This is a genomic window from Apibacter adventoris, from assembly GCF_002964965.1.
In the GTDB taxonomy this organism is placed as follows: domain Bacteria; phylum Bacteroidota; class Bacteroidia; order Flavobacteriales; family Weeksellaceae; genus Apibacter; species Apibacter adventoris.
Genome location: NZ_PSZN01000024.1, coordinates 1 through 25802, shown reverse-complemented (window position 1 = coordinate 25802; position 25802 = coordinate 1). Strand labels below are relative to the sequence as shown.

The window sequence follows — 25802 nt, the reverse complement described above, 5'->3', positions numbered from 1 at the left end:
AAAATGGTCCCTTTATATATACATTTTACAGAATTGATTAGTACATTACTCTTAGCCATTTTAATAGGAAATAGTGTTTGTACAAATCTTGCACTGAAAAAAACTGTAGGTAATAGATCAAGGTTAATTAATATTGCTTCCGGATTTACTTTTATTGTATTTCTGGGAGCAATAATTTCCGTAATCATAAATAAAGTACATTCTATTCCAGAAGTTAAAATAAAACGAGCTATAGCAGAAAACTTACTATGTAATGAAATACAAATTAATATTATTTCACAATTAATAGGTGCTGTTTTAGGAACTATTTTAGTATATATCCAATACAAAAATAATTTAGATACTACTAAAAACCCGAATTTTAAAAAAGATGTATTTAGTACAAATCCAACTATAAAAAATTATCTTAAAAATCCAATATCAGAAATAATAGGAATCTATGTACTTACATTTACAATTTTTTACATTTTAATAGGGTATTTTAAAATTAATGAAAATTCATCAATTTTTGGATTAAGTTCTTTAATCTCTGTACCTATAGCTTTATTTATTAGGTCCTATAATAGGAATATTAACAATCAATGGTATATTCCTCTAGAATCATTTTCAGTGCAATATAAAAAATAATAACTTACAAATTAAAATTATAAAAAAATGAAAAAAATTATTGCACTTTTAACAACAACAATATTTACCATAATTTCTTATGGTCAGGAAACAAATAATCTGGATAAAGTCCTGGATCGATTTGATTTTAACCTAGAATTAAAATCCAATCACCTATGGAAAGGGATAATAGTTTCTGATGTTCCTATCGCTGCTGTAGATCTAAATTACTCATTAGATAGAAACAAAAATCTCAAAATAGGAGTTTGGGGTGGTATGGGGTTATCAGATAATAATGGTGAACATTATCATGAAATCAATTACTACATAAATTATGGTACAAAAAGATACGGTATAGGTATTTGGGATGTATTCAACTCTACAGGAAGAAAGAAGGGGGATCCAAATAATGATATTTGGAATTATGACAGAAAAGACACCGGGCACAGACTTGATTTAAGAGGATATGTAGTTTTTGCTGAAAAATTCCCTCTAAGATTAGATCTAGTTTCTTCATTTTTTGGAGATGATAGAAAAGAAAATGAAGATAGAGATCAAAGATTTTCCACTAACGTAGAACTTAGCTATCCAATTATTGATAATGAAAAAATTAATGTAAACTTATTCTGTGGTGGAGCTTTTCCTTTAAATGGTGGACAGTCCCATTTTTATGGAAATGGAAAACATGATTTTGATATAGTTAATGTTGGGTTTAAAGCCGCTAAAGATATTCCTGTATTAGGATATAAACTTCCTGTATCTGCCACTGTTATGTGGAATCCATCAAATAAAGAAGCTCGAGTACAGATAGCTACATCTTTATTTTAAATAGAAGACAATATTGAACTTTTATACAATAAAAAACCTATGCAAGCTTGCATAGGTTTTTTTTATTCTTATAATTAAATTATTGCTTTTTGTATTAAATAAAATATCTTTTGTTACATTTGTATTCTAAATGTCTAAAATTGGGCAGGAATAATTTTATAAATAAAAATCTGTCGAGCTAACCATTTTTATGAGTAGAAAAATTTTTATATCTTTTCTAAATCTCCTTCTATTTACACAAGCATTTGCCCAATTACAAATTAAAGTTGTTAATATTAATAATAAACAACCCGTAGTTAATGCTCATATATATGACGAATCAAAAAATTTATTAGGAAAAACAAATGATCAAGGTATTTTTTATATAAATAATAAAGAAGACAAAATATTAATATTGGCAGATAGTTTCGCAAAGAAAACAGAAACTTTAGGAAAATTAAATAAAACTATTTATTTATTTCCACCAAAAACAAACCCTAAAAGTGATCCTTTGGCTCTTAAAATTATACAAAAATCTTGGATAAATCGATCCAAAAATAATCCTGATTTTTTAGAAAATTATAGATTTAACTCTTATGTAAAATTTACTTTAGATGTACCTTCCGATTCGGTGAAATATATCACAAATCCCAAAAGGAAATTAGATAGTTTAAACAATGCTTTTAAACAACTTTTGGAAAAAAATCTGCTTTTTATAGGAGAAAGAATTATGGTATATAAATACGATAAAAAATATGGAAAAAAAGCCATTATTACAGCATATAAAGCAGGAGGATTAAATAATCCGGAATTATATAACATATCAATGTCTCAATCAATGGTTAATACATATCCGGAAATACTAAAACCTAAAGAAATACAAAATAATGTAGTAAAATTCATAGATAGTTTAAATATAAATGGTAGAAAAACATATGAAATTTTAATGTATTCCAAAGGTAAAAGTGAAACACAATTTTACAGAAATCTTGATATTTTTGTAGATGCAGAAAGTTTTGCTTTAGTAAAAATACTAGGTAATACATCAAAAATTTCTGATGTTTATTATGAAATAGTTTACACTCCGTACCAAGGAATATGGCATGCCGAATCAGAATATATGAAAACAAAAATTCTGAGTAAAAATTTTATAAATAAAATTAATAAAATACTACCTAAAGGACTACATACTATAACAAAACTTACTACTACCTCAACAGTAGAATCACATTTTTTAAATTTTGAAAGTCCGGTATCTTTTACCGCTAAAGAATTTCAAGGATATGAATACCAAATTGATAAAAACGTATCTCAAAATTCAAATGAAAAAATTGCATCTTTAAGAACTGATAGTCTAACTCTTAGAGAAGCTTCTACATATAATCAGTTAAATAAAATCTTTCAAAAATATAAACTGGAATCTAAACTTCGCTTTTTAAGAAGCTTATCATCCGGAGAATTAGAATTAAGCTTTTTTAGTCTCGATCTCTATAATTTATTTAGCCATAATATGTATGAATCTTTCCGCTATCAACTTGGAGGACATACAAATTATAAATTGAGCACCAATTTTCAAATTGGGGGATATATAGCCAAAGCAACCCGAGATGAAGAAGTGAAAGCAGGAGGAGAAATTAAATTTTTTATAAATAAGAAACAAGGAGGAGAACTCTCTTTTAAAGCAGAAACTGACGTTTTACCTGCAGGTAGAACTAAAATAAAGTACCTTACCCCTAAAGATGAAATATCCGCTAAATCCAACAATATATATAATGACACTTATTTTAGTTATAGAAAACTAGAACTCTCCTATCAACAAGATTTTTTCAAAAATTTAGATATTACTTTTTCTGTAGATTATCAAAGACAACGTGCTGAGTTTGATTATCTTTTTAAAGATTATAACAAAGATACCTGGTTTAATTTTGTTAATACAGCTATAAGATTAAGATATGCTCCAAAAGTTAAATATTTAGAAACCCCTGTCGGCAGAACTACATTTAAAGATAGCCCTCCATATTATTATTTAACCTATTCCAAATCATGGAATCTTTTTGATCGTAGTACAGCCACACATAGATTGTATTTATCTGCCGTATATACATTTATGAACAAATTAGGTAATACTAAAATAACAGGTAATTTAGGGGCCATATTCGGAGAAACACCTATTATGAATACCTACGAAGGTATGGGGGTAGCCAAACATGGACACAATCTTTGGGGAAGATTTAGTGTAAGAGGGTTTCAAAGCTTTGAAACTATGGATCCTGCTTCATTTTTTTCAGATAAATTTGCATCAATCCAATTTACTCATTATCTTAGACCGATAAGAGTCAGTGAATTTAAATCTCTGCACTTTGCTCTTATATACAACGGTCTCATAGGAACAATGAAAAATAAAAGTGACCATCAGTTACTAGATTTTGATGTTCCCAAAGATTATTACCAAGAGTTTGGAGTAGAAGCCAATAAACTTTTATTGGGAATTATAGGAGTCGGAGTATATTGTAGATTAGGTGCCTATCAGGTAAGTAATTTAGATAAAAATCTTTATATAAAGTTGACCTTGGAGATTTAATTAAGCTTTCTTTTATCCATATAATAAAACCTTATATAAATTTATGTTACCTGAAAAATATTCCCTTTTATTAAAGGAGCTATCTAAAAAAATACCTCCTAAAAGATTAGTTACCGATCCTTTAAAAACCCTGGCATATGGAACCGATGCCAGTTTTTATAGACTTATCCCTAAAATCGTTGTACAAGCACATTCTGAAAAAGAAGTCATAGAAACACTAAAAATCACAGGAAAAATGAAAATTCCTGTAACTTTTAGAGCCTCAGGAACCAGTCTCTCCGGACAAGCAATCACAGATTCAGTACTTATAGTTGCCACTCATTCATGGAATAATTATACTATTCTGGATGGGGGTAATAAAATACAATTGCAACCTGGAATAGTTGGTGCGCGTGCTAATATTTTCCTATCTCCATATGCTAAAAAGATAGGTCCGGATCCGGCCTCGATTAATTCTGCCAGAATTGGGGGCATAGCGGCTAATAATGCTAGTGGAATGTGTTGTGGAACTTCTCAAAATTCATATAATACAATTGCAGATATTAGAATAATACTATATGATGGATCCATATTAGATACTTCTGATCCTTACAGCATTGAACAATTTAAAAAAGAACATTCTGATATTATACAGAATATAATAAAAATAAGAGATAATATAACTTCTGATTCTTTACTTTATGAAAGAATCAAAAGAAAATTTAAAATTAAAAACACTACAGGATACAGCCTTAATGCTTTTGTGGATTATAAAGACCCGATAGATATTCTAAAACACCTCATGATAGGATCTGAAGGAACTTTAGGCTTTATCTCCCATATTACTTACCATACGGTTACCGATTTTAAATACAAAGCCTGTGCTCTTCTAATTTACACAACCATAGAACAAGCTTGTGAAGCAGTTCCTTTATTACGTGAGAGTCCTGTATCTGCTGTGGAGTTATTAGACCGTGATAGTATACGTTCGGTAGAAAATGACCCTGATGCACCTGAATATTTCAAATCCTTACCTGAAACTGTAGGGGTCTTACTAGTAGATATACAAGCAAACAATAAAGAAGAAATACAGGAAAAAGAATCTATAATTCGAAAATCTGTAAATTCTATTCCAATATTGCAACCCTACAAATTTACCTCTGATCCTAAAGAATATAATTTTAATTGGAAAGCAAGAAAGGGTTTACTAGCCTCTGTCGGAGGTCTCCGAAAAAAAGGAACTACCTGTCTTATCGAAGATGTGGCTTTTCCTGTTCCACGTTTAGCAGAAGCTTGTACAGCTTTAAAAAAACTATTCAAAAAATATAAATATCAGGATGCTGTATTATTCGGACACGCTCTGGAAGGAAACTTACATTTGGTTTTTTCGCAAGATTTTTCAGATCCTAAAGAAGTAAAAAGATATGCTGACCTTATGGATGAACTGGCAGTAATTGTAGTGGATCAATTTGACGGCTCTTTAAAAGCAGAACATGGCACTGGACGCAATATGGCTCCTTTTGTAGAAAAAGAATGGGGAGAAACAGCTTATAAGCTTATGGTACAAATAAAAAATACTTTTGACCCTTTTAAACTCATCAACCCTGGAGTTATTATTAACCCTAATCCAAAAATTCATTTAGAAAACTTAAAACCACTGCCGGAAGCACATGACTTGATTGATAAATGTATGGAATGTGGTTTTTGTGAATCATCTTGTGTCTCTGAAGGTCTTACTTTATCTCCTAGACAAAGGATTGTAGTAAGCCGTGAAATAGCGCGATTAAAAAAAACCGGGGAAAATACTCAACGTTTAAAACATTTTTTAGAAAAATCTAACTATAATGTAGATGAAACTTGTGCTACTGATGGTTTATGTCTATTAGCTTGTCCAGTAGGCATAGATACAGGTATTTTTGTAAAAGCTTTAAGAAAAGAAAAAATACGTTCTTTTGAGAAAAAAAATGCACGTTATATTGCAGACCATTTTCAGAGGACTTCTTCTTTTTTAAAAACAGGTCTTAGTGTGGCTTATTTTGGACAAAAATTTTTAGGTAATCATTTAATGAGCTTCCTATCTTCTGGGATAAGAAAATTATCTTTTGACAAAATACCTTTATGGAACCGGGCTATGCCTTATCCTGCTAAAAAAATTAAACTTAATGCTGTACATGAAGGAAATGAATTAAAAGTAGTATATTTTCCATCATGTATTAATCGTGCTATGGGAAAATCTGAAAAATATCCTACAGAAGAAGTTTCCCTTACACAAAAAACAGAAGAATTATTAATTCGTGCAGGTTATACTGTTATTTATCCTGAAAATCTTAATTCTTTATGTTGTGGAATGCCTTTTAGTAGCAAAGGATACGTTCAAGAATCTGAACAAAAATCAATGGAGCTGAAAGATGCTCTATATAAAGCTTCAGATAATGGAAAATATCCTATACTTTATGATATGAGTCCTTGTTATTATACTTCACATTCTCATTTTTCTCATAAAGATTTACCTATATATGATCCTATAAAATTTATGTTGGAATTTGTAATGCCTAAATTGAAAGTAAAAAATCCTAAGGAAAATGCCACCATATTTCCTATCTGTTCGGTTAAAAAATTAGGGCTTATGAACGATCTAATGAAACTAACCCAACTATGTGCAAAAAATGTAAATATAATACAAACTAATTGTTGTGGATTTGCTGGAGATCGAGGATTTACCTATCCGGAGCTTAATCAACATGGACAAAGACACTTAAAAGAACAAATCCATACAGGTTGCTCTGAAGGATATTCTACGAGCCGAACTTGTGAAATAGGAATGGAGGAATACAGCGATATTAATTTTAAATCTATTTTTTATTTGATAGATGAAGTAACCCGATAATCTTAAATTTACCTTGAGTTTTATTTGAATTAATTAATAAACTCTTTGAATTGTTATAAATAAAATATTTAAAATATTAAAACCTTGAATGAATTGATGATATCTTTTTTAACTAATGAAAATTTATCATTCATCCTAAAAAAATTTAAACTCAATAGATAAAAAAAACGGTTAAAACCGCTTTTTTATCTATTACTAATTGCGAATATGTTAATTTAATTATTTTTATAAACTTCCGGATTTACTACGCAGGGTAATTTTTCACCTTTTATTCCTGCAATTATATTTTTTGCACATAATACAGACATAGCATTTCGAGATTCTACCGTAGCAGATCCAATATGTGGAGTAATTGCCACATTTTCCATTTGTAACAGAGGATTATCTGCTTTCATTGGTTCCGGATCTGTTACATCTAATCCTGCACCCCATATTTGACCGCTTTGAAGAGCCTGAATCAAATCCTTTTCATTCACCATAGCACCTCTAGCCGTATTTATTAGAATAGAAGTATTTTTCATTTTTTTAAAGGTAGAATCATTAAAAATACCTTCATTCTCTTCAGATAAAGGAGCATGTATACTCAATACATCTGCTTGATTCAATAATTCTTCGAAAGAGACATAAGTAGCTCCTAATTCTTTTTCTGCTTGCTCTTGTTTATGACGATTATGATAAATCACCTTCATCCCATATGCTCCCTTGCATTTTTCAGCCATTTTAAAACCTATGCGCCCCATTCCGAATATTCCCAAAGTTTTTCCGTTCAATTCCTGTCCTAAATAATCCACAGATAAAAAACCGGGTTTCCAGTTTCCTTCTATAATCCTTCGGTAATTGAAAAATGCTTTTCTTGAAACATTCAACATTAATAAAAAAGCCGTATCTGCTGTAGCATTACTCAATACTTCAGGAGTATTACCCACCGGAATACCTAAACGGGTAGATGTTGGAATATCAATATGATTAAAACCAACAGAAAAAGTAGATATCACTTTTAATTGAGAACAGGCTTCTAAAAACTTTCCCGAAACAGGAGACATAACATTAATGTAGCCGTCTGCATCTTTACATTTATCAATCAATTTATTTAAAGTAATGGGTTGAGAATGATTCCATTCCTCAACTATATACCCTTCTTCTTGAAGCATCTTCACGCCAATTTGGGGAATAACTCCGGAAATAAATATTTTCATATTCTTAATATTTGTAATTTATTAATTTATTTCCATTACAAATTCATTTTTTGGATGTCTTACTTTTTTTAGGTTTACTAACCAGTCATTTTCGGCATCTCTATATCCTAACGGTAATACAACTACACTTTTCAGTCCCTGTTCATGAAGATTCAATAAATTGTCTAATGCCTCATTATTGAATCCTTCCATTGGGGTTGCATCTACTTTCAGTTCGGCAGCCATAGCTATGGAGTAGGCAAACGCTATATATACCTGACGTGCTATATGTTCAAAATTTAAATGTTCAGGTCTTGAAAGATATATAGATTTAATGTAATCGGTATAAGGTTTATATTGATCTTTACCCTGATCTCTTTCACTAGTTATTAAATGATAGATATAGTCTATTCTTTCCTCAGTATAATTATCCCAACCTGCAAATACTAAAAAGTGAGAACAATCTATTACTTGTTGCTGGTTTTTTGCTATAGGATAAATTTTTTCTTTTAATTCCGTATTGGTTATAATAAGTATTTTAAAAGGTTGTAATCCTGATGAAGTTGGTGCTAGATAAGCTGCTTCTACTATTTTATCTACTTGGTCCTGATCTAGTTTTTTGGAAGGATCAAATTTTTTTGTAGCATATCTCCATTTAGATTCTTCTAATAATCCCATACTATTTTTATTCTTTTTCTTTTATTTTTATTAATTAAATTCTTTTCTTTTTTTATGGATTGGTAGACCAAAGGGATGCATTGGCTAATAAAGCTCTTTTGTTAAGCATCAAAATATCAATCACTAAATCTGCAAAATCTTCTGGTTGTAAAACTTTTTCAGGATTTCCATCGGTTATTTTCAGTTCTTTCACAGACATATCAGAAGCAATTGTACTAGGAGTTAATGTTGTCACACGTATATTATGTTTTCTCATTTCAAACATCAAGGATTCGGAAAGAGAAATTAATCCTGCTTTTGAAACACTGTATGCAGATGTAGTAGCCCCCCCTTTTAATCCTGCAGTTGAGGAAACATTAATTATATCTCCTCCTTTTTTTTCTACCATAGAGGGAAGTATGGTTTTAGATACATAATAAGGTCCGAATAGATTGGTTTGTACAATATTCATCCATTCCTTTTCAGGCATATCCAAGAAACTTCCAAATGCTGCAATTCCTGCATTATTAATTAGAATATCAAAGGTCCCAAAATCATTTTGTAATTTTTTTAAAGAAAATTCTACTTCCTGGAAATTTGAAATGTCAAAAACAGAATACATTGTTTTTATTCCTCTGGTTTGCAATTCTTTAGTTGTTTCCTTCAAAGATTTTTCGTTGCGTCCTGTAATAGCGACCTCCACTCCTTCAGCAGCTAAAGCTAAGGCTATTGCTTTTCCTAGTCCACGACTACCTCCTGTAACTAATGCTTTTTTTCCTTTAAGATTTTCCATATTTTTATTTTATAATTTTGCTATTTCTTTATTTATAAAGTCAATATCCTCTTGTGTAAGCGTAATTTCTGCCGCTTTTGCATTTTGAAGAGATTGTTCTGCATTTCTGGCACCAGCTAAAGCAATGGTTATTCCCGGCTGTTTTATTGTCCAGTTAAGTACTAATTGTGCCAGAGTAGCACCATGTTCTTCTGCAATTGGTTTTATTCTGTCTAAAAATTCATTTACTTTTTGGATATTTTCCGGTCGGTATATTTTCATATTGCTTCTTCCATCTCCTGCAGCAAAGATATGATCCGGTTTTATTTTTCCGGTTAATAAACCTCGTTCCATAGGACTATAAGCCAAAATAGATTTATTATTTTTTATGCAATAAGGAATAGTCTCTGCTTCTATTTTACGATTCATCATACTATAAGGAAGCTGATTAGATACTATATTGCAGTATTTTTCTGCTTCTTCCATTTGAGCTGCAGAATAGTTACAAACAGCGGCATATCTTATTTTCCCTTGTTCTATTAATGTTGAAACAGCTTCAAATGTCTCCTGAATAGGAGTAATTGTTTCCGGCCAATGCATTTGATACAGATCAATATAATCTGTTCCTAATCGTTTTAAGCTTTGTTCACATTCATATATTACACTTTTTTTACCTGCATATTTATAAATATCAATCTCTTTGCCTGAATTGTCTTTACTATGTGCAACAAAGTCACCCTTGGGTAAGTCCCATCGCATTCCAAACTTTGTCAAAATCTGAACTTTATCTCTTGAAAATTCTTTAATAGCTTCTCCCACAATCTCTTCACTGGTTCCTTGTCCATAAATGGGGGCTGTATCAATAGAAGTAATTCCTACCTCAAATCCTGATTTAATAGCATTTACGGCATCTTTTCTATTGGAGCCACCCCACATCCATCCTCCGGCAGCCCAAGCTCCAAAAGTTATTACTGATAGAAATAATTCTGAATCTCCTAGCTTTTTATACTCCATTTTTTTATTTTTATAGCATAAAATTAGTTAATATTATCGAGTCTGTATATTAATTTTATAATATAAGTATTTATTTTTTATTCTAAAAAAGTACATACTTTGACTAAATGTTCAATATATTACTGTTTGTATTTGATTATTTTTTTTCGTTTGTATCCTTTTTTCTATATTAAGGAAAACTTCATTAAAATATTTTTTATTTTATCAGGAATCTAAAATCATCATGTGGATGTAATGTTTTCTTATGAGTTATTAATTAATAATTTAAACAAGTCCAAATTAACTAAATTTCCCATATTATATATGTTTAGATTAATACTAAGACTTCTTTTTCCATATATAATTGGGAATTAGAGATATTGTAAATATATGAATCACCCATATAGCTTATGAAAAAGTAGACAGATTAGCACGTTTAATATACCAATTCGTCTATTTTAGAAATTTGTAAGATGTTAACGCTTTTCCGGAATTATCCTTTGAAAAAATGCTTCCCGATAATTGTTTCCTATTCCAATTTCATATATATTGATGAAAATATCGTTGTTATTAAAAGATTCAATCCGATTCAGATTGACTATATATGATCTATTGATACGAAAAAAGATGTTGTGAGGTAGTAATTCTAATATGTTTTTCAAATACATTTTAGTAATAATTCTTTTATTTTCTGTCTGGATGATAATATAATCTTTCAAACCTTCAATAAATAGGATATCTCTATAATAAATTTTGAAGAATTTTCTTTCTGATTTTACAAAAATATGGTCAGATTTAATATCTCCCATGTTTCCCTTTTCTTCATTCATCAATAAGGTATGATAAGCAACGGCTTTTTGCACTGCTTTTGCTAAGCGATCTTCTTCTATAGGTTTTACCAAATAGTCTATAGCATCAACATCGTAACTATCAAGTGCATATTCCGAATAAGCCGTAGTGAATATAACAAGAGTGGTTCGAGGTATTTTTTTTGCAAAATTGATTCCATTTATTCCCGGCATTTGGATATCAAGAAATGCTAAATCGACAGTTTTATCTAACATAAATTCAGATGCGGACTCAGCATCTTCGAAGCTACCGACAAGCTGCAACTGAGAGATTTTATCCACTAAGGCTGCAAGTCCCAAGCGAGCAATCGGTTCATCATCAACTATAATACACTTCATATTTTCAAATTTAATGTAATAGAATATATTGTATTGGTTTCGTGTATTTTCAAAGCAAAATCATTTTTGTAGAGCAATTCCAGACGACGTCTTATATTTGCCAATCCTAATCCTCCTTCTGTCTTAATCGGCGGGCTTTGGGGTTTTGAGTTTACACATAAGAATAATAATTGCGAGTTATTTATTTTGAATGAGATATCAACATAAGACATGTTTTTATTTCCGGAGCTATGTTTTACCGCATTTTCAATGAAAGGTATAAATAACATAGGAGGTATTTTAATCGTGTGTAATACTCCTTCTTTTAAAATAGCATAATTAAACCTGTTTCTACGAGATTTCTCCAATTCGAGATAATCGGTCAAAAATCTGATTTCATCATCGAGGGAAACAAACTCTTTAGTACTGCCATCTATTTGATAAGATAGTAGATCATTAAATTTTGTAAGCATTTCTGCAGCCATTATCGGATTGTGTTTTATCATGATGTTCACATTATTAAGAATATTGAAAAGAAAGTGTGGGTTGATTTGATTTTTCAATTGTTGTAATTCAGCATTTACGGTAATTGTTTCCAGTTCCCTTATCCGTTTATTATTTATAATCCAGTTTTTTAAAATAATAAATGTTGATGAACAAATAATAATAATACCAAAGGCTATAATTGAGTTTGTCAAACTAAGGAAGAGACTAACGTAGTTTATACCTTTACTCAAATCAACAATATGAAATACAAATTGTGAAAGTGATATTAGTAGTAACAATATGAGAATAATTAAGAACAAAAGTATAAAATATACCGAACTTCTATTTTTCAATAAGAATGAAGGAACCATAACATACATGTTAATATATATAACCCCGGTAAATATTATAAAGAATACCAACCATTCATAATATTGATAAAAGGATGCTTTATATGCACCATTGAGATTCATACAAGATGCTACAATACTGATGATAAACAATAGAATAAAATGCCTGAATAATCTGAACTTTGAGCCGGTCAGGATATTGGGGATAAAGGTGTTATTTATACTGTTTACAAACATATTTATATAGCGATTTGGATAGTCAGTTCTTTTTCATTTTGTATTTTTATCGAATATTTATTATGATACAATAATTCGAGTCTATGGTTAACATGCGAATAATTTATATTCTCAACGTTATTGCTTATACAACTGAACTGCAAAAGATTATTTTCTACTAAAAAGCTAAGTTGCAGAATTAATTTATTGTTAAGCTCATGATTAGATATGATAGATTGCTGAATAAATGGAAGAAACAATAATGGAGGTATAAAAAGATGTGTCATATCCCCATTTTTATTGATAATAAAATCAAAATTTTCGAGATAGTTTTTTTCAAGACTGAGGTAATTCGTTAAAAAAACGATCTCAGAACTTAACAAAACTTTATCCCTGCCGCAATCATATAATTGATATCTAAGTATCTTACTTAAATTCAGAAGCATCGCAGACGATTCTTCCGGCGCTGATATTGCTAGAGAAGCTGATTTCTTTAATATTCGGGATAAGAAAGATGGGCTTACTTTTTCTTTCATTCTTTCTAATTGAGAGCGTAAATCATCAGTTTCCAACTGATTAATACGCTGAATATTCATTAGCCAACTTTTAAATAGTACACTCATTGAAATACCCACTATATAAATTCCAGATATCAAGAACGAACGAACCAACTCGATAATGAGATTTATCTCCGAATAAGAAGTGAGCGAGGAATCAAATATAGTATTCTTAGGTTTGAAAATAAAGTATTCAAAACCCAGATTAGTTACAATAGAGAAGGTTATTAATATTAACAATGTGACTGTGTATTGCAAATACTTACTCTTTAATAATAATTTCGGAACAAGAATATATAAATTGAAATAGATAATAGTCATGTCTAATATTAAAGAAAAAAGAATTATCCAATATATCTTATTTTCGAGAATAGAGTAATTTTTACCGTAAGTAATTAAAGTGCTATTTATCTCAATAATCGCAATAGATAAAATGAGAAAAATATGTCTCCATATTCCGAACCGTTTTTTTGTCAATAAATCAGGCAGAAAACTATATTTTTCTTTATTTGATTTCAATATTATATTCTTTTTATCTAAAAATACTTATCATAATTTAAAATTCAAGTTTATAATAGAGATTACTTATCGAAGAAGAATCTCTATCTTTCTCTATTGCGCCGGTTTTAAAATTATATCTGTGTCCATAAAATTCTTTTGCGCTTGTCGCATTTAAACCTACAATGCCCCATTCATACGATCTTTTTTTATTATTAACGCGATAGCTCAAGGTATAATTTAACAAGAGCATTGCCCCTAATTGTTTGGAGTAGGCTTTTCGTTCATTATATTTGGCTTCTTTATCAGGATCATTCATTGTTGCTTCAACGTCTAAAGGAGAATAACGGTCACCGCCTTGTAACGTTAACCTAAGATTGGCGCTAAGTATTTTATTCTTCCTTTTTCCAAATATCCATTCTTTTCCTCCCGAAGCATTCAATATATAATTCCGGTTAAATTTTGTATTATGCCAAACCCCATCTCCTCCCTTATATCTTGAATCAAACAATGTAGCAGTTATCAAATAATAATAGCCTTTATTAAGATATCTCTCCAAAGTAATATCAATACCTAAATTTGTTCCTTTCCCTTTATTAACCAAAGGTTCTTCAACATAAAACTGATCCCTGTTTAATACTGAGTAAGAACTATCTGTTATTACCGGCACATCATAAAGATACTGAAAATATGGTTCTATCTTTAAATTAGTATTGTCTGATAATTTATGACTATAAGTTAACATCGCATGATGCGCTTTTGTGAAATCTAAATCTTTATTCATTGATTTGCTGCCTGTGCTTTGAGTTTTTACAAAAAAAACATCTATTTTTTCCATTCTACTATGCATACCATATGCAATTGCAAAGTAGGTTCGATCCCCGCTCTTCCACTTCATGGAAATGCGAGGTTCAATAGTCCAATGATTATTTAGGGTTAGAATCTGGCTGTATATACCCTGATTGAATACCACTCTATCGCTTAGTCCAAACGATGCGCTTGTATAGCCCGATATTAATTCAGTATTTCCTTTACCTTGTGAAATTGTTTCGAGTGGATAAGCTTCATGAGGTGCTTTTTGCAAATTCATTCCATAAAACATTTTTGTATAAGTAAATCCTGTTTTATTGGTAAATCTATGACTGAATTTTTTATTTAGAGATGCGTTGAAAATTAAATTGGTAGTATGACTATCAAGATATCCATAAGGAGTTGAGTTCATATTGGCGTCAAATACATCCTGTTTTACATTATATTTCGCATATGTACTTGCCAAAGAGCTTTTAAACATCGTATTATCATTGAAGAAATAGCGATGCGTTAATCCACCTGAAAGCATATATTGCTTTGATTGACCTTTATTTCTATCTGAAAAATATTCCCATTTTTCCTGATCTTTTTCAAATTTTTGCTTATAGCTATCATATAATGCAGTACCCCAAACGGAAAAAGTGCCTGTTTTTTTTGTCGGAAAGTTTAATTTCAAATTCAAATCCTGATAGTTAAAATGATTTGAGGTTGAATCTTTATCCATCTTGTTCATCAAACCAATAAGCGAATACCGATAGTTTATAATATAGGAAGAATTTTGTTTCTTATTAATCGCTCCTTCGGATGCTAAATCTATCCCTAAAGTCCCAATTTGTAAAGTATATTCTCTATTTTGAGTATTCCCATTTCTCATACGCATATCAAAAACTCCTGATACTGCATTGCCATATTCAGCGGGAAAAGCGGCGGAGAAAAAATCAGAATTACCAAGAACCTTATTGCTAAGTGAAGATAGTATACCCCCGCCAAGGGTTTGTATATCGGCAAAGTGATTGGGATTTGGTATTTCAACATCTTCTAATCTCCATTGTAGCAGATGTGGCGCGTTACCGTGAACGGATATTCCATTTGAAGATGGTGCAGATGCGATTCCCGCAAATGAAGAAATTAAACGGGCGGGATCATCCAATCCTCCTGCAAAGCGGCTAGCTTCTTCCACGCTTAACATACGTGCTCCTGTCAGTGCCATTTTATTTATTGGGGCATCTTTTTCATAAGCGCTTATAGTAATTTCACTTAGTTCATGTGAACTTTCCGTCATCGGAATTTCCAAATAGACTTCTTTTGATGTAGTTACAAGGATTTCACGAATAAAAAATGGTTGGTAACCTACACATGTTGCTTGAATAGTATGTCTTCCTACCGGGACATTTTTCAATATAAAATTTCCTTGCTCATCTGTTGTCGTTCCTATCTCAGGTATATCCGATATTCCAATTGAGATGAAAGATAATGGTTTTCCGGACTGAGAATCAACGGTTATGCCACGTATCGTTTGAGTAAATTGATCGTTTGTTACTTGTGCTTTTATATGAGCATAACATAAGAATCCTATTAAAAAGCTAATAACAAAATATTTCATATCTACGACTATTTATAGAATTTGACATTTTGTAAATCTATATTTAGTTTTATTAGCATTCAAAAAAAGTAGACAAAGACATGTTTTTGATAGACGGATGGTGCTGAAATGATAATAGAATATAAGATTGGCAATGATTTATTATAGTATTAAAAGGTAAAAAGCGGTTAATCCAAATAAATTATAATCATTGTCATAGATTTAATTCGTACTATGAAAATGAAATATAGAAGACAATAGTTTGCACGTTTCTAAATCATTGTTTATTGTTCAGATTCCATTTTTTTTATATATACTCTAAAACAGATAAATTATATTTTTTTATTATTATATTTTTTAATAATACCTTTAAAATATGTTTATAATTATATATTTATATTAATGGATTCTATTTTTAATTACCTTTGTTTTTTATCTTTTATAAAGTAACTAAAACAAAGATTTCCATGAAATTTTTAATTATTGTATTCTTTTCTTTTTTTATTTCTTTGTTTGCTTATACTCAGGATAGTTTAGTTATTATTTCTAAAATTATAAATCCTGATATTCCTTGTAGAAAAGATAGTACAAATAAAAAAATTACCCTACAGTATAAACAAAATAACTCTTATATAGATATTAATACTTTTAAATCTAATAAATGTATAAATTATTATATTATTCCTAAAGTTAATGGTGAATATAAATTTATTGTTACAACTAAGAGCTATGAAACCGAATTATCTACTTTCGAAATAACTGAAAAAACCTCTGATTCTTTAGAAATCAATGAAATATTTCTTTTTAATAAAGCACCCATATATTCTAAAGAAAAGGAAATACATGAAGTTACTATAACAGGAGAACGCAAAAGTTTAGTGAAATTTGAGGCAAATAAAACCATTTATATGGTAAAAGATAATGATTTATTATCCGGAGGAAGCATAGAAGATGCTGTTAAAAAACTGCCTGGTGTGATTAAAGGTTTTGGTGGAGAGTTAACTGTCAACGGTAAATCTATGGCTATCTATATTGATAATTCCCCTTCAGGTTTGACAGGTTCTGACTTGGAAAATCTTTTACAAAGTATCCCAGCAAGTTCTATTGAAAAAATTGAAATTATAAATAATCCCGGAGCTTCTTATGATGCAAATACGGGAGGAGGAATTATTAATATTATTACCAACGGAAATGCTTTGAGAGGTATTAATGGAGCTGCTACTTTAAATTATCGTTTTAACCGAAATAATAAAATATCTCCTTCTATTAATATAAATTCTCGACTTAATAATATAAGTGTACAATTGAATAGCGGATTTAATTATAGGGAATGGAACAAAACAAATAATTATGAAAGAGAATTCACTTATTTTTTTCCGCATATTTTTTTCTATCAAAAAGGAAAAGATGAAGGATATAATCGTTATTATTATTTTCGACCTTCAGCTAATATAAAATTAGGAAATAAAAGTAATTTACTTATTAATTATAATTATAGTTATACATATAATGATCTTTTTAACACTACTAATTCTGAAAGCCTTAATTCTATTAAATCTATAGATTTATCTTCTACTAACAAATCCACAAACAAAAACTCTAATCACGAAATAATAACTCAATATAAAACTCAATTAGACAGTCTAGGAACAAAATTTGATGTTACAACCTATTTTTCTCATTATGATAAAATATCTAGTAATAAAAATGCTCAAAATAATTCAGGTATCAATTCTTACTCTATCAATAAAATTGATTTGAATTATAATAATTTTTATGCAAAATCAAACTTTGAAATTCCAATAAAAAAAATAGACTTAAGTGTAAATTTAGGTGGAAAATATTCTATCACTCATTCATCAAGTTCAGGAAAATATAATTTAATGAACAAGTCTTCTTCTATATTTGAATATCCGGAGTATATTTCTAATCTTACTTTTGATTATGATGATTATCAATATGCTTTTTACACAGAGGTAAATAAAAACTTTAAAAAATTAAATATTACTGCTGGTTTACGTTATGAAAATTTGAAATATAAAAGTCATATAAAGGAATATGTTCGAGAAATTAATAATCGATTAGACAAAATGTATCCTTCTATAAGCTTTTTATATAAAATAACTCCTATACTTAATTTTACTACATCATATAGAAAAAGTATATCACTCCCTCCCTACACTAATTTAGATCCTAACATAAATGGATATTATGATGAATTCAATACAACTACAGGAAATCCTTATTTAAAACCGGATTTTTACAATAATTATGAGATAACTTTCAGTGCTTTTAATTATTTACGTTTAGGTTTTCAATACACATATTCTAATCAGGTAAACCTACTTTCTTTTGAAACTAAAGATAATTCTCTTAAAGTAAACCAGACAACTCAAACATTTAACGGATTAAAAAATTATAACATTTCTTTAGGAATACCAATTCCTTTTGATCTAATTAGAAAAGGTAAAAAATTTTTTAAAGAGCCCTTAAATGTTGATAAAATGAGTTTTCTGTATTTTTTTAATATGTATAATTATTTTAAACTTGATGACTATCCTTATATAAATAAGGTAAAACCTATATGGATTTTTAGTTTTTATACACAAATCTTTCTTCCTATGGATTTAAAATTCTCTGGATTTTATTTGTTCAGTACTAATAAAGGAAATTATAAAATATATACTGCAAATAGACCTTTTAACTATTCAAATTTTGAATTATCAAAATCTTTTTATAACAAAACTTTTAAAGCATCATTCGGGGTAGAAAATTTGTTTAATAACAGTAAAATTGCAGCTGGTATTATAAGTCATAACCTAAATACTAATTCTTATCAAAAAGATGATAATCAAATATTTTATTTAAAATTATCTTATAACTTCGGAAAGTTAAAAAATCTTAAAAAAGAAAATACAATTATAGATAATGATAAACAAAAAAATAGTTTTAACATACCTTATAAATAATTATTCCTATTTAGCATGTTTTATCATCTCAATATGCTTAATTCCATCTTCTAAATAAACTTCACCTTCTGTTACAAAATTAAATTTTTTATAAAAAGGAATAGCATAATATTGTGCTCCTATTCTTATGTTTTGTTTTCCATAAAGTTCATATATGGTTTCTATTGACTTTTCCATTAATAATTTACCTATTCCTGATGAACGTACTTTTTTATGGGTAATTACCCTACCTATAGAGGCTTCTTTAAAGGTGATTCCTACATCAAAAATACGAGAATAAGCTACCAGTTTACCATCTAAATACACAAGAATATGTGTTGCTTTAAAATCTTTATTATCTAAGTCCTGATAAGGGCAATTTTGTTCAACAATAAAAATTTCATTTCGCAATTGCATTATTTCATACAATTCATACAAAGTTAATTCATTAAACTTCTTTACTACACTTTTAAAATTATTCGTTTGCATTTTTCATAAATTCCTCAACTTTTATAACCATTTCTTTTGATCCACAAATAAAAGGTGACCTTTGGTGTAATTCTATAGGATTCAGATCTAAAATACGAGTAAAACCATCACTAGCAGAACCACCTGCTTGTTCAGCTAGAAAGGCCATAGGATTACATTCGTAAAGCAAACGTAGTTTGCCTTTTGGCGCATGGGAATAAGACGGATATAAATAAATTCCTCCTTTTAACATATTCCTATGAAAATCAGCTACTAATGAACCAATATATCGAGAGGTATAGGGTCTTTCTCCTTCTTCTTCTTGACAATATTTTATGTATTTTTTTATTCCTAAAGGAAATTTTATATAATTTCCTTCATTTATGGAATATATATTCCCTTTTTCAGGGATTTTAATATCTGGATGTGAAAGATAATAAACACCTAAAGCCGGGTCTAAAGTAAATCCATTTACTCCGTATCCTGTTGTATATACTATCATAGTAGAAGAACCATAAACTACATACCCTGCTGCCACTTGTTTATTTCCTGGTTGTAAAAAATCTTTAAGTTCTACGGGCGTTCCTTCAGAAGTAACTCTCCTATATATAGAAAAAATAGTTCCTACATTTACATTTACATCTATATTTGAAGAACCATCTAAGGGGTCTATTAAAACAACATATTTACTTTCATTAGCATTTTTTCCTGCTTTTACTTCAATAAAATCCTTATTTTCTTCTGAAGCTATTCCACATACTACTTCCCTGTTATTTAACGCCGCTATAAAAACTTCATTTGCAAAAACATCTAATTTTTGCTGTTCTTCTCCTTGTACATTTTTGTTTCCCATAGCTCCGATAATATCTACCAAACCTGCCTTATTAACTTCTTGATTAACAACTTTAGATGCCAATTTAATCGCACTTAAAAGTCTCGATAATTCTCCTGAAGAATATTGAAATTCAGATTGTTTTTCTATGATAAATTCTCCTAGTGTTTGCGGATTTATTATTTTCATTTTAAACCTATATTTGTGGTTATCTTCAATCCAAATATATTCATTTTTAGCTTTACTTTATAACTATATTTATATTTATCATATCTTTGTTTAATTAAAATTATATAAAAATATAATTTATATTTCTGTAAAACAATATGATAACTATTAATAAAGCAGCACCGAATGAAATAACACATTGCTATAAGTTGATACAAAAATTGGCTGTTTATGAAGGAGAAGATAGTAACTCTATTATAAGTTTAAAAGAATTTATTAACCTTACTTCTACTACATCTCCTATTTTTCATATTTTAACAGCAAAAAAAAATAATATTATAGCAGGAATTGCAATTTATTATTATAGGTATTCTACTTGGAAAGGCAAACATATTCATTTGGAAGATTTATTTGTAGATGAAAGTTACCGTAATGAAGGAATAGGTAAATTATTAATGGAAAAGTTAATTTCTATAGCTAAAACTGAACAATTAAAAAGAATAGAGTGGGAGGTACATAGTATAAATATTGAAGCTAAAAATTTTTATAAAAAAATGGGTGCTGAAATTAGTGAAATCTGGCAAATTAGTCGTTTAGAATTATAATAACATTTAATGTCCTTATGAATGTTTATAAATTTGGTGGGGCTTCTGTTAAAGATGCTGATAGTATTAAAAACGTTGTAAATGTTTTACGTACTTCTGGTTATAATAATACAGTTATTGTTGTTTCAGCTATGGGTAATACCACTAATGAATTAGAAGAAATTGTAAATTCTTATTTTGTCAACAATAATTATTCGGATTGTATTGAAAAAATAAGGAAAAATCATTTTGAAATACTTTCGCAACTATTTGATTATAAGGAAAATATTTTTACTATTATCAATAAATATTTCTCTGATCTATATACATTTCTGAAGAAAAATAAGTCTCAAAATTATAATTTTATTTATGATCAAATTGTAAGTTTTGGTGAACTTATTTCCAGTCAAATTGTAAGCAATTATCTTAATAAATCCGAAATAATAAATACTTGGATTGATATCAGAGACTATATAAAAACTGACAATACTTATAGAGAAGGAAAAGTAATTTGGAAATTAACTGAAAAAAATTTTGAAAATTTTGATACTTCTAAAGTATATGTTACTCAAGGTTTTTTAGCTGCAGATGACAATTACTTTAGTGTAACACTAGGACGTGAAGGATCAGATTATTCAGCTGCAATTATTGCTTATTGCTTACAAGCTGAAAATATGATTATATGGAAAGATGTACCTGGAGTAATGAATGCAGATCCAAAATATTTTAAAGAAGCTCAATTGTTAAAATTTATTTCTTATGAAGAAACTATAGAATTATCTTTTTACGGAGCTTCTGTTATACACCCAAAAACCATACAACCATTACAACAAAAAGAAATACCACTAAATGTTAGGTCTTTTATATATCCAGAAAAAAAAGGAACCATTATTAAAAAAGGGGCAACTATTGATCCTTTAATTCCTTGCTTTATATTAAAAAAAGATATACATCTTTTAACAATATCATCACGTGATTTTTCATTTATGCAAGAAAAAAATTTAAGTTATATTTTTAATAAATTATCTGTTCTAAACATTAAAGTTACTATGTTAAATATAGCAGCTGTTTCAATATCTTTATGTGTTGAAGATAAGTATAATAATTTAAGTAAATTAATAGAAGAATTAGAAATATTTTTTAAATTAAATATTATTAAAAATGTATCTTTATATACTATTCGACATTCTAATGCTGAAATACAGCATAAACTTAAAAGCAATAAAAATGTTTTGTTAGAACAATTAGTAAAAGATACCTATCAAGTAGTTATAAATGATTCGTTATGAGCTTAATTTCTTTAAACGATATACAAGATGTTTTAAAACTAAAAAAATTTGGATTTTTAGGGAAATGTATTTCATGGATTATATTAAAAACTTTTCGACTCAATCGGGTAAACGAAGAATATGATAAAACTAAAAATTTACCTACAAAAGAATTTTTATCCACAATTTTAAAAAATTTTAAAGTATCTTATCATATACATGAAGAAGACCTAAAAAGAATACCGGAGAAAGGTCCATTTATTATTGTATCTAATCATCCTTTAGGTGCCTTAGATGGTATTATCTTAATGAAAATACTATCGGAAATACGCCCTGATTTTAAAATGATGGCCAACTTTTTATTAAAAAAAATTAATCCCTTAAAAAATATAGTTATACCCGTAAATCCTTTTGAAACAAGAAAAGAAAGTTTTGATAGTAAAAACGGAATTGTAGAAGCTTTCCGTTTTTTAAAAGAAGGACACTGTTTAGCTATTTTCCCGGCAGGAGAAGTATCTCATTATAATTCTAAAACAAAAGAATATCAAGATAGAGAATGGACAGAAAGCGGTCTTAAATTTATACAAAAAGCAAAGGTACCGGTAATTCCTATGTATTTTCACGCTAAAAACAGTAAACTTTTTTATAAAGCTTATGATATACATCCTGACCTGCAAACGGCTTTACTTCCATCTGAAATGGTAAGGAAAAGGAAACAACCTATACAAATAAGAATTGGAAAGCCTATATCTATAAAACAGCAACAAGAATATTCTGATATAAAAGATTATGGTAATTTTTTAAGGAATAAGGTTTATATGCTTAAATCCTTTTATACCATGACAAAAAATCCTTTTAAAAATGTAAAATTTCTTTCTGTTTCCGCTATGACCAAATCAGCAAATTCTGATGAAGTAAAACCTATTATAGAAGAAACTCCTAAAAACAATATAAAAAAAGAAATAGAACTTCTAAGAGAATTTGATTGTCAATTATTTACTAATTACCAATATGAAATATTTTTTAGCAAAGCAGAAAAAATTCCCAATATTTTAAGAGAAATTGGAAGATTAAGGGAACTAACATTTCGAGAAGTAGGAGAGGGCACAAATGAGCCTTTTGATTTAGATGAATTTGATCAGTTTTATCATCATTTATTTTTATGGGATAGTGAAAATGAACTTATTGTAGGAGCTTATAGGATGGGAATGGGTAAAAGTATCTATACAAAATACGGAATCAATGGCTTTTACACGGCTTCTTTATTTGAATTTGATACAGAACTCTATCCGTTTTTTAAAAGAGTTATTGAAATGGGAAGGGCATTTATTATTTCAGAATTTCAACAAAAGCCTTTACCTTTATTTTTATTATGGAGAGGAATTGTTCATGTATGTTTAAGACATTCTGATTACAAATATTTAATTGGAGGTGTAAGTATAAGCAATCAATTTTCAAATTTCTCTAAATCTATAATGGTTGAATTTATGCGTTCTCATTATTTTGATGCATATGTAGCTCAATATGTACACCCTAAAAATGAATTTAAAGTAAAATTAAAAGAAAACGAAAAAGATCTATTTTTTGATGCTGCAGAAGATGATTTAAATAAGTTTGATAAATTAATTGATGAATTAGAACCTGCTTTACGATTGCCTGTTTTAATAAAAAAATACTTTAAACAAAATGCTAGAGTAATAGCATTTAACGTAGATCCTAAATTTAACGATGCTATTGATGGTTTAATGTATATTAGAATTAGCGATTTACCAGAAAGTACAATAAAACCGGTTCTCGAAGAGTTACAAAATGAAGTGACAAAAAAATGTAATAATAATCATAAATAATCATAATTTAATCGCTAATTTCAAAATCATTTTAAAAAAAATTTAATTAATGAAAAGAAAATTAGTAATAGGTGATATTCATGGTGGACTTAAAGGTTTAAAACAAGTATTAAAAAAGGCTGAAATAACTGAAAATGATCTTCTTATTTTCTTGGGAGATTATGTAGATGGATGGAGTGATACTCCTAACACCTTAGATTTTCTAATTGAATTGAAAAAAAAATTTAATTGTATTTTCATAAAAGGAAATCATGATGTTCTTTTACTAAATTGGTTAAAATCCAATACTCCTAATCCTAAATGGTTAAAACATGGTGGAGCTATTACAATTAAAAATTATGCGAATATCTCTGATAAAACAAAAAAAAAACATATTAAATTTTTAGAAAATCTATTAACTTACTACCTCGATGACAAAAAACGGTTATTCTTACATGCAGGTTTTACACACGTAAGAGGTATTGAAAATGAAACTCATGAAGATATGTTTTATTGGGATAGAACACTTTGGGAAACTGCAACAGCTATGGACACAAACTTATGTATAAATTCACCTTTATATCCAAAAAGATTAAAAATTTATAAAGAAATTTATATAGGTCATACTCCTACAATACATATAAATTCACCTTTTCCTACGAAAAAAGCTTGCGTATGGAATTTAGATACAGGAGCTGCTTTTACTGGTAAAATATCTGTATTAGATATTGATACAAAAGAGTTTTGGCAAAGCGATGTACTTACATCTTTATATTCTAATGAAAAAGGAAGAAACATATAAATACTAATTATAGATAATTTATATTTTTTTATATTAACATTTTTTTTACTTTTGCCGTCCAAACTAAATTAAACTATGTATAAATTTCATACCTGTCATCAAAAACCGGAACGATCATTTTTTTGGAAAAGAAAACAATTTCCTTTGTGTGCACGATGCACAGGAATTTATATAGCTTTTGTTCCCTTCTCATTTTTTTGATATAAATGTTTGGTATTCTATTTTATTGCTTTTACCTGCATATTTTGATGGATCAACACAATTATTTTTTAAAAGATAAAGTAATAACATATTAAGAGTAATTACTGGTTTTTATGTGGTATAGGATTAGCTTCTCTAGCTTCTTGTTTAGGTAAATTTATTGGGAATTTTATTTTAGAATATATATTAAATAAATAATAATCATTAAAATTTATAAATTATGTCAACAGAAAATCAATCTGAAAATTTTAATCAACAAGATCCTTCTAATGAAGAAGATTTAAGCACTTTACTTAAAGTTGCATGTGTCTTATTTCCTTTAGTAGGTATAATTTTATTCTTTGTAGAAAAGAATAAAAATCCTAAAAAATCTAAATCTGCATGTTATTTTGCTATAGGAGGATTTTTATTAAATCTCATTCTTTATATTATTAGAATATATATTAATAAATAATAATTTTAATTATAAAAAAAAACCATCTATAATAATAGATGGTTTTTTTTTATAATTATTTTATTGATTATTAGTATATTAAATAAAAATTAAGTCATAATATATTGATTTATAGTTAATTAATATGTT

The 25802-nt window shown here is 28.6% G+C and carries 21 protein-coding genes; 11 read left to right on the top strand and 10 right to left on the bottom strand.

Translation table 11 applies throughout. The annotated features are described in order from the left end of the window. Positions 1-3 precede the first annotated feature (3 nt). The 4 genes from C4S76_RS11050 (at position 4) to C4S76_RS11035 (ending at position 6860) form a co-directional block, all read left to right on the top strand. Entirely contained in the window at positions 4-627 is a 624-nt protein-coding gene (locus C4S76_RS11050; RefSeq protein ID WP_105194538.1) for an aquaporin, read from the top strand. A gap of 27 nt (positions 628-654) precedes the next feature. Next, positions 655-1434, top strand: a complete 780-nt coding sequence (locus tag C4S76_RS11045; RefSeq protein WP_105194537.1) for a hypothetical protein — start codon at positions 655-657, stop codon at positions 1432-1434. 190 nt (positions 1435-1624) lie between these two features. Next, positions 1625-3994 (top strand): hypothetical protein, encoded by a 2370-nt coding sequence (locus tag C4S76_RS11040; RefSeq protein WP_105194536.1) that lies wholly within the window; start codon positions 1625-1627, stop codon positions 3992-3994. Positions 3995-4037: 43 nt separating this feature from the next. Continuing rightward, positions 4038-6860 carry an FAD-binding and (Fe-S)-binding domain-containing protein gene (locus C4S76_RS11035; protein ID WP_105194535.1) on the top strand — a complete coding sequence of 941 codons (2823 nt, stop codon included), beginning with the start codon at positions 4038-4040 and terminating at the stop codon, positions 6858-6860. A 215-nt stretch (positions 6861-7075) separates the two neighbouring features. On the opposite strand, the gene C4S76_RS11030 is transcribed toward C4S76_RS11035, so the two are convergent. The 8 genes from C4S76_RS11030 to C4S76_RS10995 form a co-directional block, all read right to left on the bottom strand. Continuing rightward, positions 7076-8056 carry a 2-hydroxyacid dehydrogenase gene (locus C4S76_RS11030; protein WP_105194534.1) on the bottom strand — a complete coding sequence of 327 codons (981 nt, stop codon included), beginning with the start codon at positions 8054-8056 and terminating at the stop codon, positions 7076-7078. 21 nt (positions 8057-8077) lie between these two features. Beyond that, entirely contained in the window at positions 8078-8713 is a 636-nt protein-coding gene (locus C4S76_RS11025) for an NAD(P)H-dependent oxidoreductase (RefSeq protein WP_105194533.1), read from the bottom strand. Between the two features lie 52 nt (positions 8714-8765). Then, complete coding sequence (locus C4S76_RS11020) at positions 8766-9485, bottom strand: 3-ketoacyl-ACP reductase (protein ID WP_105194532.1); 720 nt, start codon at positions 9483-9485, stop codon at positions 8766-8768. Positions 9486-9494: 9 nt separating this feature from the next. Next, positions 9495-10478, bottom strand: coding sequence for an aldo/keto reductase (locus C4S76_RS11015; RefSeq protein ID WP_105194531.1), 984 nt, complete (start codon positions 10476-10478; stop codon positions 9495-9497). A 455-nt stretch (positions 10479-10933) separates the two neighbouring features. After that, a complete protein-coding gene (locus tag C4S76_RS11010) occupies positions 10934-11644 on the bottom strand; it encodes a LytR/AlgR family response regulator transcription factor (protein ID WP_105194530.1) in 711 nt (236 codons plus the stop codon). Then, on the bottom strand, positions 11641-12696 hold the full coding sequence (locus C4S76_RS11005; protein ID WP_105194529.1) for a sensor histidine kinase: 1056 nt from the start codon (positions 12694-12696) through the stop codon (positions 11641-11643). Before C4S76_RS11005 ends, C4S76_RS11010 begins: the two co-directional genes overlap by 4 nt. 2 nt (positions 12697-12698) lie before the next feature. Continuing rightward, the gene (locus C4S76_RS11000) at positions 12699-13490 is read right to left on the bottom strand and encodes a histidine kinase (protein ID WP_181044110.1); all 792 of its coding nucleotides are present in this window, start codon (positions 13488-13490) and stop codon (positions 12699-12701) included. A gap of 298 nt (positions 13491-13788) precedes the next feature. Then, the gene (locus C4S76_RS10995; RefSeq protein ID WP_105194527.1) at positions 13789-16143 is read right to left on the bottom strand and encodes a TonB-dependent receptor; all 2355 of its coding nucleotides are present in this window, start codon (positions 16141-16143) and stop codon (positions 13789-13791) included. A gap of 446 nt (positions 16144-16589) precedes the next feature. Here C4S76_RS10995 and C4S76_RS10990 point away from each other — a divergent pair, with 446 nt between their 5' ends. After that, positions 16590-19091: a TonB-dependent receptor domain-containing protein gene (locus C4S76_RS10990; protein ID WP_105194526.1), complete on the top strand. Its 2502-nt coding sequence runs from the start codon at positions 16590-16592 to the stop codon at positions 19089-19091. A 6-nt stretch (positions 19092-19097) separates the two neighbouring features. Here C4S76_RS10990 and C4S76_RS10985 read toward each other — a convergent pair whose 3' ends face one another. Both C4S76_RS10985 and fbp read right to left on the bottom strand, forming a co-directional pair. After that, complete coding sequence (locus tag C4S76_RS10985) at positions 19098-19559, bottom strand: GNAT family N-acetyltransferase (protein ID WP_105194525.1); 462 nt, start codon at positions 19557-19559, stop codon at positions 19098-19100. Continuing rightward, a complete protein-coding gene (fbp, locus tag C4S76_RS10980) occupies positions 19546-20559 on the bottom strand; it encodes a class 1 fructose-bisphosphatase (RefSeq protein WP_105194524.1) in 1014 nt (337 codons plus the stop codon). The genes C4S76_RS10985 and fbp overlap by 14 nt, the downstream gene beginning before the upstream one ends. Positions 20560-20696: 137 nt before the next feature. Here fbp and C4S76_RS10975 point away from each other — a divergent pair, with 137 nt between their 5' ends. The 6 genes from C4S76_RS10975 (at position 20697) to C4S76_RS10950 (ending at position 25673) form a co-directional block, all read left to right on the top strand. Then, positions 20697-21143 carry a GNAT family N-acetyltransferase gene (locus C4S76_RS10975; protein WP_105194523.1) on the top strand — a complete coding sequence of 149 codons (447 nt, stop codon included), beginning with the start codon at positions 20697-20699 and terminating at the stop codon, positions 21141-21143. Positions 21144-21160: 17 nt separating this feature from the next. Then, on the top strand, positions 21161-22411 hold the full coding sequence (locus C4S76_RS10970; RefSeq protein WP_105194522.1) for an aspartate kinase: 1251 nt from the start codon (positions 21161-21163) through the stop codon (positions 22409-22411). Further along, complete coding sequence (locus tag C4S76_RS10965) at positions 22408-24237, top strand: lysophospholipid acyltransferase family protein (protein WP_105194521.1); 1830 nt, start codon at positions 22408-22410, stop codon at positions 24235-24237. The genes C4S76_RS10970 and C4S76_RS10965 overlap by 4 nt, the downstream gene beginning before the upstream one ends. 49 nt (positions 24238-24286) lie before the next feature. After that, a complete protein-coding gene (locus C4S76_RS10960) occupies positions 24287-25018 on the top strand; it encodes a metallophosphoesterase family protein (protein WP_105194520.1) in 732 nt (243 codons plus the stop codon). A 75-nt stretch (positions 25019-25093) separates the two neighbouring features. Then, positions 25094-25219, top strand: coding sequence for a DUF2085 domain-containing protein (locus C4S76_RS12060; RefSeq protein WP_105194519.1), 126 nt, complete (start codon positions 25094-25096; stop codon positions 25217-25219). Positions 25220-25439: 220 nt separating this feature from the next. Further along, positions 25440-25673: a hypothetical protein gene (locus C4S76_RS10950; protein WP_105194518.1), complete on the top strand. Its 234-nt coding sequence runs from the start codon at positions 25440-25442 to the stop codon at positions 25671-25673. Positions 25674-25802: the final 129 nt, after the last annotated feature.